The 15,910-nt window shown below is 36.9% G+C and carries 12 protein-coding genes; 6 read left to right on the top strand and 6 right to left on the bottom strand.

What is annotated here, in order from left to right:
• The first annotated feature begins 114 nt into the window (after window positions 1–114).
• From AR685_RS16590 to AR685_RS16580, 3 genes are all read left to right on the top strand, one after another.
• The gene (locus AR685_RS16590) at window positions 115–381 is read left to right on the top strand and encodes a hypothetical protein (protein WP_131777648.1); all 267 of its coding nucleotides are present in this window, start codon (window positions 115–117) and stop codon (window positions 379–381) included.
• 213 nt (window positions 382–594) lie between these two features.
• On the top strand, window positions 595–2,109 hold the full coding sequence (locus tag AR685_RS16585; RefSeq protein WP_059125244.1) for a MauE/DoxX family redox-associated membrane protein: 1,515 nt from the start codon (window positions 595–597) through the stop codon (window positions 2,107–2,109).
• 24 nt (window positions 2,110–2,133) lie between these two features.
• Window positions 2,134–2,409 (top strand): DUF6520 family protein, encoded by a 276-nt coding sequence (locus tag AR685_RS16580; RefSeq protein ID WP_059125243.1) that lies wholly within the window; start codon window positions 2,134–2,136, stop codon window positions 2,407–2,409.
• 574 nt (window positions 2,410–2,983) lie between these two features.
• Here AR685_RS16580 and AR685_RS16575 read toward each other — a convergent pair.
• Window positions 2,984–3,424: a hypothetical protein gene (locus tag AR685_RS16575; protein ID WP_059125242.1), complete on the bottom strand. Its 441-nt coding sequence runs from the start codon at window positions 3,422–3,424 to the stop codon at window positions 2,984–2,986.
• 5 nt (window positions 3,425–3,429) lie between these two features.
• Complete coding sequence (locus AR685_RS16570; RefSeq protein ID WP_262483884.1) at window positions 3,430–4,338, bottom strand: RHS repeat-associated core domain-containing protein; 909 nt, start codon at window positions 4,336–4,338, stop codon at window positions 3,430–3,432.
• Between the two features lie 443 nt (window positions 4,339–4,781).
• On the opposite strand from AR685_RS16570, the gene AR685_RS16565 reads away from it, so the two are divergent.
• On the top strand, window positions 4,782–5,060 hold the full coding sequence (locus tag AR685_RS16565) for a hypothetical protein (protein WP_059125240.1): 279 nt from the start codon (window positions 4,782–4,784) through the stop codon (window positions 5,058–5,060).
• A 378-nt stretch (window positions 5,061–5,438) separates the two neighbouring features.
• Here AR685_RS16565 and AR685_RS16555 read toward each other — a convergent pair whose 3' ends face one another.
• Window positions 5,439–7,865 (bottom strand): RHS repeat-associated core domain-containing protein, encoded by a 2,427-nt coding sequence (locus AR685_RS16555; protein ID WP_059125238.1) that lies wholly within the window; start codon window positions 7,863–7,865, stop codon window positions 5,439–5,441.
• 21 nt (window positions 7,866–7,886) lie between these two features.
• Between AR685_RS16555 and AR685_RS16550 the strand changes: the two genes are divergently transcribed.
• Window positions 7,887–8,225 carry a DDE-type integrase/transposase/recombinase gene (locus AR685_RS16550; RefSeq protein ID WP_262483883.1) on the top strand — a complete coding sequence of 113 codons (339 nt, stop codon included), beginning with the start codon at window positions 7,887–7,889 and terminating at the stop codon, window positions 8,223–8,225.
• On the top strand, window positions 8,176–8,331 hold the full coding sequence (locus AR685_RS18400) for an IS3 family transposase (protein WP_410492932.1): 156 nt from the start codon (window positions 8,176–8,178) through the stop codon (window positions 8,329–8,331). The genes AR685_RS16550 and AR685_RS18400 overlap by 50 nt, the downstream gene beginning before the upstream one ends.
• Window positions 8,332–8,565: 234 nt before the next feature.
• Here the strand turns inward: AR685_RS18400 and AR685_RS16545 are convergent, their stop codons facing one another.
• From AR685_RS16545 to AR685_RS16535, 3 genes are all read right to left on the bottom strand, one after another.
• Window positions 8,566–10,959: an alpha/beta hydrolase family protein gene (locus AR685_RS16545; RefSeq protein WP_165592830.1), complete on the bottom strand. Its 2,394-nt coding sequence runs from the start codon at window positions 10,957–10,959 to the stop codon at window positions 8,566–8,568.
• Window positions 10,960–11,071: 112 nt separating this feature from the next.
• Window positions 11,072–12,457 (bottom strand): RagB/SusD family nutrient uptake outer membrane protein, encoded by a 1,386-nt coding sequence (locus AR685_RS16540; protein ID WP_059125316.1) that lies wholly within the window; start codon window positions 12,455–12,457, stop codon window positions 11,072–11,074.
• A 27-nt stretch (window positions 12,458–12,484) separates the two neighbouring features.
• On the bottom strand, window positions 12,485–15,547 hold the full coding sequence (locus AR685_RS16535) for a SusC/RagA family TonB-linked outer membrane protein (RefSeq protein WP_059125236.1): 3,063 nt from the start codon (window positions 15,545–15,547) through the stop codon (window positions 12,485–12,487).
• Window positions 15,548–15,910: the final 363 nt, after the last annotated feature.

Below are 15,910 nucleotides of genomic sequence, written 5' to 3'. Positions count from 1 at the left end.
CGAATGATCCATCATCCCACCAAACCCTTTTACCACGGGTTTAATCATTCTAATTTCGAACCAGATATCTAAACAACTCGGCCGGGATAACTTTTTAAAAATCATTAAAACATTATGACAAAGTATATCTCAATATTTAGTTTAATTACTGCATTACTCATGCAGTCGTGCGAAAGATCAGATTCTGATTTAAACTCGGAAACGTTTCAAGAAAACACAAAACCTGTCAGTTTGAAAACAGAAAAAGTAGAAGTAAAAGATGCAAATTGGTCAACTGCAAAAGATTCAGATGTAGCTGATCCTGACACTGGTGATGATGACGAACCAAGAAGGGACAAACAACACTGGAGGATACGCAAAGATACCATTAGTAACAATTAATAGTTTAACTAAAAAATTGAAAAATTTTATGACTGTTGATCATGGAGCATAAGGAAATCATTTTATCGTCAGGAAAAAAATGCAGTATCAGTGGTGAATGGGAATTAAAGGGTCATGTCACCACAACTATTTTTTTATCAAAAGGTGAAATAATGCCTGAATACTGCGGTAAAAAGGTACAGTGGATATTAATCAATAAAGGCTAAATAAACTATGGAAACCATTAAAACAAGATTTGTAGAAATCGTCAGTTATTTTTTCATCCTATTGTTTTGTTACGCAACAGTAAGTAAAATAATGGATTTTGAAAATTTTCAGATTCAGATTGCCCAGTCGCCCTTGTTAAGTGCATATGCAAATATGGTTTCTTACGGAATCCTTGCAGTAGAGCTTTTGGTAAGTTTTCTTTTAATATTTGAGAAAACAAGGCGGCTCGGACTATACAGCTCTTTTGTTCTAATGGTTTCATTTAGTGTGTATATATACTTAATTCTGAACTACAGCGAATTTGTTCCGTGTTCATGTGGTGGTATTTTGGAAAAGATGGATTGGACAACACATTTGATCTTTAATTTGGTAACAGTTGCAATTGCTTTTATTGCCATAGTATTTCAGAGAACTGGTGATAATAAAAATATGTTCAAGTCAATTGTCTGGATGATTATATTAGCTATTATCAATAGTGCTGTAATCATTGGGCTCTATCAAAGATCGGAGTTTATCATCAAGAAGGAAAATAACTTTACGAGAAGGTTTTTTCAGCATCCGATCAAAGAAGAAGATCGATTCAACCTCGGGTTTAATTCCTATTATTTTGCAGGATCTTCCAAAGATTCAATTTATCTTGGAAACTACACGACCCCATTTACATTGACATCGCTAGATATTAACCTCAATGATATAAAAGAATTAAAGGTAGTTCCCGATTCTCATGAGTACAAGTTCAAGAGAGCACAATTCCATGTCAATGGATCTTATTATTATCTATATGATGGATCTGTTCCTATAATTTATAAAGGAAATGTGGGTGAAAAAGAAGTTCAGACATTGAGTTACGGCCAGGCATATTTTAGTCAATTAATTAACATCGACCAACATTCATTTGCGTTAAGTACATTTTTTGAGCCAATGAAGATGCAGTCCTTGGGACTATTATTTCCTAAAGCAGATCAAGCTTTATCAATCAAACCCGACCTCCTTCGAAAGCATAAAGATCCGGTATTTGAAACAGATGGTCAACTCCATTATGATTGCGATAATCAGCAATTGGTCTATGTTCATTACTATAAAAATCAGATTATTGTAATGGACAGGGATATGAATCTTAAAGCAACGCATAAGACCATAGATACCATCAGCCATCCACAGATCAACATTTCAGAACTGTCTGATGGCAGGAGAAAAATGAACCATCCGCCATTAGTAGTTAATAAAAAATCAGCAGTGAAGTACGGTCTATTATTTAATGAATCAAATTTGATCGGGCGGGATGAAAACAGGGAAATGTGGAATACTTCAGCAGTTATTGATGTGTACTCTACTTTTGAGCAGAAATACATCGGAAGCTTCTATCTTCCAAAACCCAAAGAAATTAAAAAAATTCAGTTTCAGATAGCTGACCAATACCTTATCGTATTGGTAGGAAATGAAATTGTGAGATACCGTTTTGCGCAGAACTTGTCTCAACATTTCATCAAGGGAAACGCCGAAAACCTTAAAAAAGAGTAGGCAAAAATATCAAATTTCAACATCATGAAAAAAATGAGAAAAATCGCATTGCCTGTTGCAGTCCTTTTATTGGGTGCCGGAAGTGCGTATGCAACAACAGCTTTTAAATCAAGCACAACAGAAATGCAAGGATATCGTTACGACGATTTGGCACCTGCTGAAAAATGTATCCTTACAGAGAAGCGCTGTACTACAGATGTCGGACCAGTATGTACCTGGAATGACGGTTCGGTAAACCATGAACTTTTCCAGATTAACAGTGGAACTTCATGTGTGAATCAGCTGTTTGAAATTCAATAAATTAAGTCGATTTATAAAATTGAAGGATGCAAAATGCATCCTTCTTTTATTAATGATTACTTACTTTACCCCAAATTAATTTCTAATAAAATATTTGCGCTCATTCAAAAATTAACGCAAATATTATTTATAAAGATGTATGCTAAATTATCTTGATGTTTGTAGAAAATAAGACTAACTCTTAATTTGCGATAGCACTAAAAAGCCTGTTCTTCGCTTACTTTCAACAATTCTGACTCAACTTTTCCTTAAATAATAATAAATGAAGGATTCTAATTTCCCCAGAGGTAAACACCGCAGTTTACTAAAACTTTACATAAAATCCACTTTTGATAATAGATTTTATAACTGCCAAGGGATCCATCCACTACTAGATAAAATCTCGAATTATAGTATCTTACTCATTAATATTGCAAACCAATATTATCATCAAATTCCCTGGCATTAATCTTACAAGGACTACCCGATTTACCCTTCTGATCTATCATTGTATCTGCAAAAATAAATTTGTTATTCGAGTCTTTTATCCAATTATAATTTCTAATGATAGGGTTGATTTTTAAGGAATTATTAATTACTTTAATGCATTAGAACAACAAAAAAACTTGGAATACGTCAGTAAAAACACTAACGTCTTTTGGTTTTTATCTGTTATAAATTCTTTTTTATTATTTCTTATAACCCACCATTCATCCATGTTGTTTGTTGCATAGATAGTATCAGTATTTTTTGCGACAAATGCATAAGAAGGGCGAGGAATTTTGTATGCATCTTGCTTAACTCCATATTTGTTTAATGTATCAATCATCGCTTTGTAATAAGATTTATTCATCTGTTTAATAGAAATATCGGACAAAATATCATCATTATCGAAAAAAATTTCGGGAGACACAATTAATAATGTGTTATCTAAATTTTTATATACAATAATGTCATCATCAGAAATTACTTTTTGTAAAGTCGAACTGCAAGATATTGATATCATTAATAAAAGCATATTACCAAGATTTTTCATAATTATTAATTTTTTATAATACCATTTACTTTTCTAGAAGTACCTTCTCCATAAATTGTTCTTTCAGCATCAGGTAATTTCATTTTTTTTGCTTCCACGTTTGTTTCTGTTGTATTTCGATACTCTTCCTGATTGGGAAAACCTTTAGGAGGTTTAACAACAGGCTCACCTGTTTCTTTATCAACTTCCGTGTTAGTCTGATGAGCAACAGGATTAAAAAATGCCTCTTCCCCATGATTAATTTCATGAAGTCCTGCACCTGCAGGAGATAAGCTTCCTTTTTTTCCTCCTCCGACATCTTTAATATCAATAGCGGCTTCATCATCCCAAAACATAGTTCCAATACTATTTTCTGGGTCAACATGTTGCATTTCAGAAGGATTCTTTTTTCCTTCATAAAGACCAATCATATTACGATATCTATTTCTTCCTTCCATGGTAGGCTTAATAATGTTGAAATCTTTTTTACTCGATGAAGCTTTATCTATAAAATCTGTATTGACACCTGCCTCATACATTTGGTCTAAAAGTTTCATTGCATTTCTTTCATATCCATAAGATAATTCTTTATAATTCCTGTTCTTTTTATAAGAATATTCAATTTTCGTATATGAACCATCTCCACGTTTCGTCCAGATTATAATTCTTCTGCCATCTGGATCAATATATTTGATCGGATTATTTGCTGTGTAAACATATGGGGATAAATTCGGATACTTCCCAGCTAATGGATCAACGCCATACCATACACTTAACCTAGGGTTATAATATCTGGCTCCGTAATAGTATAATCCTGTATCACTATCGAGTTCCTTGGCATTGAATTTATAAGGATTGTCATAAACTCCGGTCATCTGCTCTGCCATGGTCTCACCGAATGGTAAATTTAGGTAAAATTGAGTAAGTTCTGTAATTTCTTTGGTTAAGTAGTTTGGTGCTCCTAAATGATCTCTGTGTACGTAATAATACTAGTAAAAATCGCATGATCTCTGGCAAATTATTTTTCTATGTCAGTTGTTTTTTTAATTAGTTTTAGAAGTCAGTTTCTGCATCTGCAGGCTTGCAGAATATTTTTCATCCCCAGTCCTACAAGATTTAAGGATCTTCATATCCCATTGTGCCATCTATCAGACTGCTAGAAAATCTTTTTTTAATGTTAGCAAAATAAAGCTGAATAAATTAAAAACTACCTAAAAAACTTAAGCAATATTTTTTGGATATTTTTCATCGCTAAGCATGTAGGTTTAAAAGAATTTTACTCTCATTTAAATCTTTTCGTTATATTAGCTTTCAAAAAATTCATCCTCTATGAAAAAGTATTTATTCTTCCTAATTTTTCCTTATCTAACTATAAGCTGTGACTATAATAGAGTTTTTCAAGGACGTAAATAAAAAGAAATTTAAAGAAATTTTAAATAAGACAGATAATGATTTTGGGAAAACTAAAGATTTTGAACTTATCAATAGCTGGACCCAAATAATTAAAGGATCAGATCCGATATCCAAATACGAACTTTCATATCTTGTTACAAGAGATTCTACACAGACAAAAGAATATTTTAGAATGCAGAAAGAAAATGATACTATTAAGATAATTTCATACAGAGTAGATTTTGATATCGTATCAAAAAAATAAAGCGGAAAATTTTCCGCTTTATTTTTTTTTATTGTCATAGCTTATACCTATGGCTAATAATACTATCTTTTTTATGAATACTAAAAACCAATTCGCCCTTCTTCTTCACAATAGTATCACCTGCTACTATCTCATTCTTATAGGAACTCCACCACCTATTATAGTGTTTACATTCACAAGGTTTCTTTGTTAGAGGGTCATAACCTTTCGTTCTAAAAGTGACAGAGGTATATGACAAAGGGGGAATTTCTACAACTATAATACACTCTTCCTCTGCTAATTTTTTTGCAAAACTTTGCTTATCTATACGATTTGTGAAAATAAAGAAAATTAACACAAATACTAAACATACAATTAAACTTATTTTCGGTTTCATTTTTAATCAAATTGAGGTGAATACTTAATATTTGTACGAAGCCATTTCCCCATTGCTGATGGAGCATTATTAACTTTTTGCGTTATATCAGTTGTATATGTTTTTGAAACTCCTGCATCATAACCAACTCCTACATTAATACTGGTAGATTGAGTTCCATAAGCCGATCGCATAAGGCCATTTTTACCTGTGCTAAAACTGTGAGAACCTCCAATGAAATATGAACCTGAAACTTCTGTAGAATACTCTGTAGCACCTTCAAAAACATTTGTATATTTAGATCCATCTTTCTCACCAAATGCATTCATTTGGAATAATGAAACTCCCGCATCAAGGCTTGGCAGTCCTGCTTTTGCTCCGGAAGTGTGAAATATTTTAGCCTGTCCCGTACCAAAATTAAATGCTAGAGAAAGTGACTGAGTTGCATTTCCTATACTTCCACCAACTGTAATTCCAAAAGCATACATACCAAACGCCTTTGCTTCAGCATCTCGTAACCTATAACTTGCTTGTCTATAATTATAGTTGGCTTGAGCCTTTTCCGACGATTTTATTTTGACTTCTTGAATACTCTCTGTTCTTAACCATTCTAGTTCTGACGAGCCCTCGCTTACTTCTGTAGCAGTATAATATTTTCCATCAGAACCATAGCGAGATTCGTCCGCTTTTTGAGGATTAGGACATTTTGGACAATCTTCTGCTATCATTCCAGTAGGATCTACATAACGAACAGGATTATCAAACGTATAAGAATAAGGCGACCAACTTGGCATTTGCTCAGCTAACGGGTCAACACCATACCAAATACTCAATCTTGGGTTGTAATACCTTGCTCCGTAGTAATACAAGCCCGTATCATCGTCCAATTTTTTTGCATTGAATTTAAACGGATTATCATAGGTGCCATCCATCTGCTCGATCATTGTTTCTCCAAAAGGTAAATTTAAGAAAAATTGAGTTGCTTCTGCCTGAGAATTGGTTACAAATGAGGCTGTTCCTAAATGGTCTCCATGTAAGTAGTATAAATCTGGACTCCATGGTCTTTCACGCAATTCCAATGCAACACCATTACTCAGACCTGCCTTTTCAAGATATTTCTCAAAATCAGACTTTGAATCAGCAGGTTTTGTGGATGGTTTGTCATCAGTCGTTCTGCTAGAATACAATACTGCAGGATCTTCAAATCTCACAGCTCCATCCATCAGTCTGCTGGCAAATCGCTTAGATCCTTCAAAATAATGCTTGGTATACTGTCCGGTTGAGCTAACCGTTACATATGGATTCGGATATATTTTATATTCAAAAAGTCTTAATTCGTCGGGATTCAATGGCGCTCCATTTTGGTAGAGTTGCGAAGGAGCTTCCAGTCCGTATTTAATGACCTTTTCTCCTTTATCATCGTATGAATAATATTGATAGGTTCCGCTATTATCATTGTAAAAAGCTTTAAGGCGCTCCTGTTCGTCCCAATACATTCTTTTAGTTCCTGCATTGTCATTGTGATTTACTGCATTACCATTAAAATCGTACTCGAAAGTTTCACCGTTACCTGTTAAAGCATCACTGACTTTTTCTAATTTATGGGTATTCTGTACATACTCATATTTATTATCATACGTATTTTCATGGACAACCTGCTGATCTCTTTCATGGTGCTGTATTTTTTGCGTGATACCCCCTACATTATTATATTTCATTTCAAGCTGATAGGTTGAAGGAATAAGACTTGTGGAAGGTAAAATATAAACTGTCCCATCTGGAACTCTATCCGGATACCAAAATACTTCCGAACTCGTCACGGTTCCTATCAATCTGTTGAGAGTATCATAGCTTAAATCTAATTTAAATGCTCCACCCATGCCATTCTGTAATGCCAGTGCCTGATTGTTAATCGTAGTAATATTAGCATGCTCATCATATAGATATGAATTATACAGCATTGTGCTACCCAATACCTGATTAGATAATTTATAAGAATCTAATCTTCTGTTGTTTTGATCATAAGTATATGTAGCAAAAGTTCCATTCCCATTGTAAATATTGGCAAGTTGCTCAAGATCATCATAATTTATATTTTCAATATAAGTTTCCCCATAATTATTATTGACAGATTTAAGATTACCACCAAAATTATAATGATATGAAACAATTTCATCATCCGGATACTTAATCTTTGTAATACGATTCCAACTGTCATAGTTGAAATAGGTCTTGAAATACATTTCAGGAATATGATGTCCCCTAACAATTCTTAATTCCGAAATTACTTCGCCCATTCTGCCATATTTATAAACAGCATCTCCTGTTCCATCAGTTTTTGTAATTAGCTTTCCGGCATTATTACCTGCCGTATTGCTTCCGTACTGATAAATTACATTATTAGGATTTGGGTCTCTGATGTTTGGGTTTCTGACATCACCTATATTCAAACCAATGAAGGATTTTTATACTTGACCACAGTTATTGATTTGTATGACCGTAAAATAGTTGGATGGAGTTTAAGTAATGGAATGAGTACTGAAGAAACAAGTCTTGCAGCTTCGAAAATGGCGATCAAAAATAGAAAAGTCGTAAAAGGATTAATTTTTCATAGCGACCGAGGCGTTCAGTATGCAAGCAATACATTTGTAAAAACCATTGAGTCTTACAATGTAACTAGAAGTATGAGTCGCAAAGATAATTGTTGGGACAATGCTGTAGCGGAAAGCTTTTTTAAGTCATTAAAAACGGAGTTAATTTATGGGAATAAACTTATCTCCAAAGAAAAAATGGAGCTGGAAATATTTTGAATATATTGAAATCTGGTACAACAAAAAAAGACGACATGGTGCCTTACATTACAAAACAATAGAAGAATTTAATAATCAAAACAAAATTTACCAAAACGTAGCTTAACTGATACGGGAAATTTTATTTGCATATCCATTCATAAACCAGCAGGACTTTCGTCTTACGAATAGCAATAAAATTAATAAAACTTAGTATTATATTTTATTTTTCACTAATCAGCATCTGCTTCATTTCGAGAATTTACTCGCACGTCAATTTTCAAAATATGCCTGTAAATAAAAAATATGTTGCTCCTAAACAAGGAATTTTAAATTTGCCACACACCAACAAAAAAGGATGCTAAAAAGCACCCTTCATTTGTTTATTGATCCATAAAACATCCTTTCTCCCAAAGAGATGATAATCAAACCAATCCAGAACCCTTAAAGATAAATCTTTCTGAGACGTTGCCCTTCCCAAAGAGTGGCCTTCATCCTTATACCAAAGCGCAATAACAGGCTTTTGATATTTACGGAGGACATTAAATAAAGACCTTGTTTCTTCAGGATCTACATTTTGATCCGCAGTACCTGCCCACAAAAGCATGGGTGCTGTAATCTTAGAAATTTCGTAAAGAGGATTATTATTGATGTATTTCTGCTTATTATTAACAAAACTCCCCTTCATTCTAAACTGTCCTTCTTCATAGCGCCAGTAATCCGGTGAATCAAAATTATAATTAAATGCATACGAAGTATGAATAATATCTGAAATTGAATTGCCTGAAATAAATGCTGAAAATCTATTGCTGTGACCTGCAATAAAATTTGTCTCATACCCACCGAAAGACTGTCCCATTAAACCTACTTTCTCCATATCGACATATAACAGTTTCTGTAGTTCATCCAGCGCATTGTTGATACACATAAGCGCAGATACGCCCGGGCCTTGATCTCCATAGGTGATATCAGGAAACATGACCAGATATCCTGATTCTAAAAGAAGTCTTGCATTGATGCCCCTGCCATTCTTAAATGTAGGCAGCAAAAATTTATTCATAAACCTTTGCTGCTGCTCATAAATTGACAATACAACCGGATATTTTTTTGAATGATCAAAATTCGCAGGTAAATACAAACTACCTTCAAGTTCCTCACCATTCGCACCATTGTAAAACAACATTTTCTTGATGATGTTAACTGATTGGCTATCGGTTTCATTTGAAGAGTAGACTGTTATCGGTTTCGATGACCTTTCCTTTTTCCTAAATGTAAAGGCCTTATTGTAATTATCTTCAATCCAGAACATCTTTTCCACCTTAGCAACCCTACTGAAATATTGGATACGATCCGTCGTTTCAGGAATAATAACATCCGCCTTTTTATTCTTTACATGGACATAAGATGAGGTTAGCTCTTTCGTATTTTTTGCGATCACAACAAAATCTGTGCTCTGCTCCAAATATTGAGATAACCTGTTAACTCCAATTCCGGTGTACATCTTTTGCGGCCTGAATACCTCTAATTCATCTGCATGTAAGGAGACCAAGCTTCTTTTTTTAAGACTCCAAAGATCCTGCTCCCATACTTCATTTTTAGCGATCCAAATAACTTTCTCTCCTGCCCCATAATACGGAATAGCTTCTTTAGCCCAATCCAACTTCACAGCACTTAACTTCTCTGTATCGAACCTTACCCACCCATCAGAAGCTCTTATTAAAAGCGACCGACCTTGTGGATCAATATTCATATGCCCGTCATCCAAGGGAAGCATGCTATCTTTGTTCGTAAGAGAATTCCAAAGGTATATTTCTTTACTATTAGGCTTAAACTGATCATCATTGACATCCACCTGATTCCTGTCAATTTTCATTTTAAGAAATAAGTTGTTGGTACCTATGGCTGTAAAACCAGTAAAATCCTCTCCAAACTTATAGATTCTGTTCTGTTTGGGATACCATAAAATATGGTTTGTAAGGTTTTGGCCTCTAGTATATTTGCCAAGATTCTGTTCATTTCCGTACCAAATATCAACCACCCGCTGTTTTTTCGGTATCGCTTTCTGCAATGTTAAAAAAACTGCCCCTGAGTCAGATGATGGATTGACTTTGACATACGTAAACCCTCTTAAACTGATATCCGTCAACTCAACGGTGCTATTCCCTTCCTTTACAAAATAGACGACAAGTCCGGAAGAAGTTTTAGCAGACACAATCAACCCATCCAGTCCGGACTCCGATTCAACCGCATTAAAAATTTCATACGCTGAGGACCACAATCCTACCCGCCCTTTTCCATTATTATTTAGCTGATACAGATGATGTTGATCCTTTTCTTTAGTCATCACAAGAATGCGATTTTTTCCGTTGACCCATCGAATGACCGACTCCATCTTTTGAATGAGCTTACATCGAGAATCATAAATCTCAAGTCTGTTTCCCTGCTTTGCATCATAGAGCACCAACAGCAAACGAGCCTTACTGACAAACTCTATTTTGTCCACCCCTTTAATTTCCCGAGATACTCCTGATCTAAGATCAATGATTTCCAGCACATTCCCCCGATGTATGGCAATCGTGTAGTCATTGATAAAATAAGGTTTTACTACCCCTTCCCTTACTATTTTCTTAAACGGAGCTTTAGTCTCAACTACAGTTAATGTGGTCGGTCGACTTTCATAGCCATTAAAATATACCGCCCACCTGCCATCAGGAGAAGGCATCACAGAAAGCAGCTCCTCAGCAGATTCAGTCAATTTTGTTAAATGGCCAAGATTATGCTGGGCTTGAAGCCGTGGCAGCGAATTAATCAGCAACACTAAAAGTACAGCGCAGATCAACCTTTCTATTCTTTTCATGAAGCAAAGTTTAATACCCTGTGTTTTGAGGGTTCAGGTTAGGATTAACAAGCAGTTCCTTCTGAGGAAGCGGCCATTGCGCATGAAAGCTCTTCCAGTTTGATTTCACAGAAACCAACCCGTCAAGCATTCCCCATCTTTTAAGATCAAAGAACCTGATCCCATGCTCGGTAAAAAATTCCCTCCTTTTTTCTTCCTTCATCTCAGTCATCGCCACAGATGCACTGATAGTTGAACCAAGAGCAGGCAATCCTGCCCTTTGTCTTGACCGGTTGATAAAAGGTATCGCCTCACTCACTTTATTCTGCTGAAGCAAATTTTCAGCCTGCATCAGATATACTTCATCAAGCCTGTAGACAACCGAATATTCAGTAGCATTATTAACCGCAAGGTTTTTATATTTTGCAGGTTTATAATTAACCAGCTGACCAAACGGAACCGCAGTAAAATAATGCACACGTCGCAAATCACCAGTAGCAAAAGAATTAACCAAATTAGGGTTCATTGTAAAAGAAGTCGGAGCTGACGTAAAATTATACAGTGAAGCTTCTTTGGTTGCATCATTGTTATTCTTCGGTTTAAGCTGCCAGATAATATGGCCTCCTGTTTTCTGGAATACCTTGGTAATATCCGTCTGATAAGTCAATGCAGGCGCATTCGTAAGAACAGAACAAAGAACTTCTGCCTCATTCCATTTTCCAAGAAGCATCTTCATTTTTGCCAATGCAGTATATCCTGCATATTTATTCGGATAGATCCTCTCCGCATTCCTGTAAGCCGTCGACAAAAGATTGACCGCTGCTGAAAGGTCGGTTTCAATCTTTAGCAGAAGATCATCCTTGGTCATTCTCTTGAGCGTACTGTTAACAACATAATTGGTTGTATCGGTATACGGAATTTCACCAAAAATCTGGTAGAGATCCATATAGATCATTGATCTTACCAACAGAGCTTCACCTCTTATCCTGTCTTTCACCGCAGCCGATAAAGATTTAGAATTCCCCACCCCTTCAATAATACTGTTGGCAGTATAGATCTGCTGGTAAGCACTCGTCCAGAAAGCCGTCACTGCCGTATTGGTAGGAAGCTGCTGATTAAGATACAAATCCAATACACCATTTGAAGCACTGGTATACACACAAGTAAGATCATCCGTGTAAGAACCTAATAAAGCGCCCATCCCATTGATACCACCCGAATACATCGAAGTTTCCCACAAACCGGAATACAATCCGGCCAACGCAGCTTCAGCCGTCTGCTCATCTTCAAACACAAGCTCAGAAGGTATCTGATTATTCGGAAAGTCAGTTTCCACAAACTTCTCACATGATATCGTTGTAGATAACAGAGCTGCCACTAAAGCCGCCGTTATTATATATTTTATTTTTGAGTCCATAAATAATTTCATTTAAAAGTTGAATTGCTAAAAGGTCATCTGAAAACCTATCGCATACGTTTTCAGCGGCGGTAAATATCCGGTCAGTATAAACTCAGGATCAAGCCCGAAATACTTTGTAATCGTCAATAAATTTTGACCCTGCACATAAATCATTGCTTCCTTAATGCCGAATCGATTAACAGGAATGCTGTAATTCAGCTGCACATTTTTCAAGCGGATATACGATGCATCACCGATCGACGCCGTAGAATTCTGAAAAAAAGTATGCAGTGAAGTTTTCGCAGCAACAGTCCCCGAACTGTAAGGCATATAAGTTCCCGTAGGATTATCTGCTGACCACACATCCAGAACCTCAACAGGCTGATTGTTGAGTGATCCAGGAATAATCATCTGGCGGTTGTAGTTCCAGTTTCTCTGTTTCACAAACTGCCATAAAAAAGAAGCCGACCATTGCCCGTACCTTAAATTATTCGACCATCCGCCAAAGAAACGTACCCCCAATCGCTCGATCACTTTATTGTCATCAGGTGAAGTAATCTTTCCGTCCCCGTTATAATCCGTAAACTGATACAATCCCGTAGAAGGATTGATACCCTCATACTGATACACCTTGACCAAAGAAGTCGGATAACCTATCACATATTGATTCGTGTAGGTTGATCCTTCAAGATTCGGAAACTCCAGCAATTTGCTGTCAGGCACCGAAAGATTCAATGAAGTATCATATTTAAATTTCCCACCTCTGAAAACCTGTAGAGAAGTTTCAAACTCCCATCCCGTATTCTGTACTTTCGCAGGAAGATTAGATTGTATCGATGCAAAGCCCGTTGTAGCAGGAAGCGGAATTCCTACCAATTGATTGGAAGACGTATTTTCATAATACGCACCCGACACATTCCAACGGTTTTTAAAGAATGAGAACTCAGCAGCAACCTCCTTCTTCAACGTTTTCTCCCAACTGAAATCAGGATTGTACAACCTTGAAGGATTCAGTGCAGTGATGTTATTATAGATATTTGAAGACACTGTATACGTATCCAGATACTGATAATCCCCTATCCTGTCATTCCCGGAAGTCCCCACACTCCCTCTCAGCTTAGCAAAGCTCAACCAGGAGATATTCTTCATCCACTCCTCTTCAGAGAGCAGCCACGCCGCACCCACAGCACCAAAGTTCCCGAAACGGTTATTCGGACCAAAACGGCTCGAACCATCCCTTCTCCCGGTCACATTCACAATATACCGTTTCAGATATTTATAATTCAGCCTTGCAAAAACAGCCGTATAATTATATTGATTCCTTACCTGATCACTGATAATCTTTGTTTTGGCAGCCCCAATATTCTGAATCAAAGCATTGCTTTCAAAACCTATTCCCTGCATCGAAGACTGATTAGTTTCAGATTTCTGCAAACTCGCTCCGATCAGCATATCGATGCTGTGATCGCCAAAACGATAATCCCTCGTAATCTGAGGCTCCAAAATATAGGAAAAGACAGAACTGTTGTTCTTCGATGAGGTAGAATTTGCACTGGTCAGATTGGCAGCAGGATTAGACATCGTATGCGGACGAAGCGAAAACTCCTCAAAATTCTGATAGGTAATCCCCCCATTAAACTTCAAAGAAATAAAAGGAAAAAGCTTATGAGAAACCTGTGCACCCGAATTGATAAAATTCGTGGAGTTCAGATACTCACTTTTAAAAGCTCCCAACGGATTCGTAAATGTGCTGTTCTCCCAGTTCAGCGAACCATCCGCCTTATACAATGCAGGAGCATTAGGACTTAAAGTAATACTTCGTCCCGTCACATCACTGTTCAGGACATTATTATCCTGAAACGAAAAAGTATTGGTCAAATTCACCTCCGTCCTCTTATCAGGCGTCCGGTAACTAAAATTACCCGTCAGGTTATTCGATTTGTACTGAAAATCCCCGGGAACAACAGTCGACTGCTCCGTATGTCCATAGCTGATCAGATAGGAAGTATTTTCAGAACCGCCACTTAACGAAAGCTGAACCACAGAAGACTCAGAAGTCTTCCCGATCAGTTCCTTCTGCCAGTCAGTCTGCCGTTCCTGACTCCAAGTACTCAGGTCATAAGCAGTCGCAGGAATCACAGAAATCCCGTCATTCTGAAAAGCAGCACGCCGCATCTTCAGATAATCAGCAGTTCCCATCATCTTCAGACGATTCGTTACTGTACTCAAAGAATATGAAGAGTTCAACTTAAGATCAGTCCTACCCTTTCTGCCTTTCTTAGTCGTCACAATAATTACCCCATTCGCTCCACGACTCCCATAAATAGCCGTAGCATCAGCATCCTTCAACACCTCAAAGCTCTCAATATCATTCGGATTGATCGCATTCAGAGGATTAATCGAAGCATAAGGCAAAATCGCAGCACTATAGATAGAAGGAGTTTCAGAAATCACAGGCACCCCATCAATAATATACAACGGTTCATTCCCATCCCTACGAATACTGTTCTTCCCCCTGATCTGAATATCAAACCCACCACCCGGATTCCCCGAATTCTGAGTAATCGCAACTCCTGCCATTCTACCCTGCGCCGAAGACAACACATTCGTCACAGGCTGATTCTCAATATCCTTAGCAGAAATCTTCGCAATACTCCCAGTCCTCTCCTTATCCTTAACCTTATAATATCCCGCATTCAACACAACCTCCTCAATCCCCTGCACCTTCCCGGAACTAGAATCAGAACCAGAACCAACCCCATCACCATCATCTCCACTTCTAACAACCATCCCAACATCTACAACAGACCGATTCTCCAAAGGAATTCTCTGTTCTGCATAATCAGGATGCCTGAAGACAAAAATGCCATTCCCGTTTCCGTCATCTCCGGAAATCTCTAACCGATAAACACCTTGAGCATTCGTAACCGCAGTCTGGTCACTTCCAATCTGGGAAACACTGACCCCGGAAAGAGGCAACATCTGATCTCCTTTTGCTAGGGTAACCTTTCCCGTAACGGTTTTGGTCTGTGCCTGAGCTGAACTGCAAACAACGGTCAACAGTAAGACAAGGCCAATACTTCCTATAGTATTATAGGATTTTTTCATAGTTTTGTAAAGTTTTTAATTAAACGATTTAAATAATCATTGCTCCTTCCGAATTGTTTTAGTCGACTTATAGGAAGGGGCTTTTTTATGTAAACCCATTTCTTCTCAGGCTGCGCCTGGCGAAGTTCTATTTCATTTTTCTTTAATTTATTAGGCTACGAATTGTCAGACTGAGCCTGCCGAAGCCATTTTTACTGGATTCATGTGTTTGAAAACAAAACTTTCCTGAGTGCCTTTTGGTTTGAAAAAGGACATGGTGAGGTCTTTGAGCAGTGACCAAAAGACACCGGAAAGCATTAATTAATAAATATGAAAATTTGTCCCGTGTAAGCTTTAAAAGCCGCAATAGGTTGTACCCTCCTA

The organism is Chryseobacterium sp. JAH, assembly GCF_001507335.1.
Classification (GTDB): domain Bacteria; phylum Bacteroidota; class Bacteroidia; order Flavobacteriales; family Weeksellaceae; genus Chryseobacterium.
This window is presented reverse-complemented; position numbering and strand designations above follow the sequence as displayed.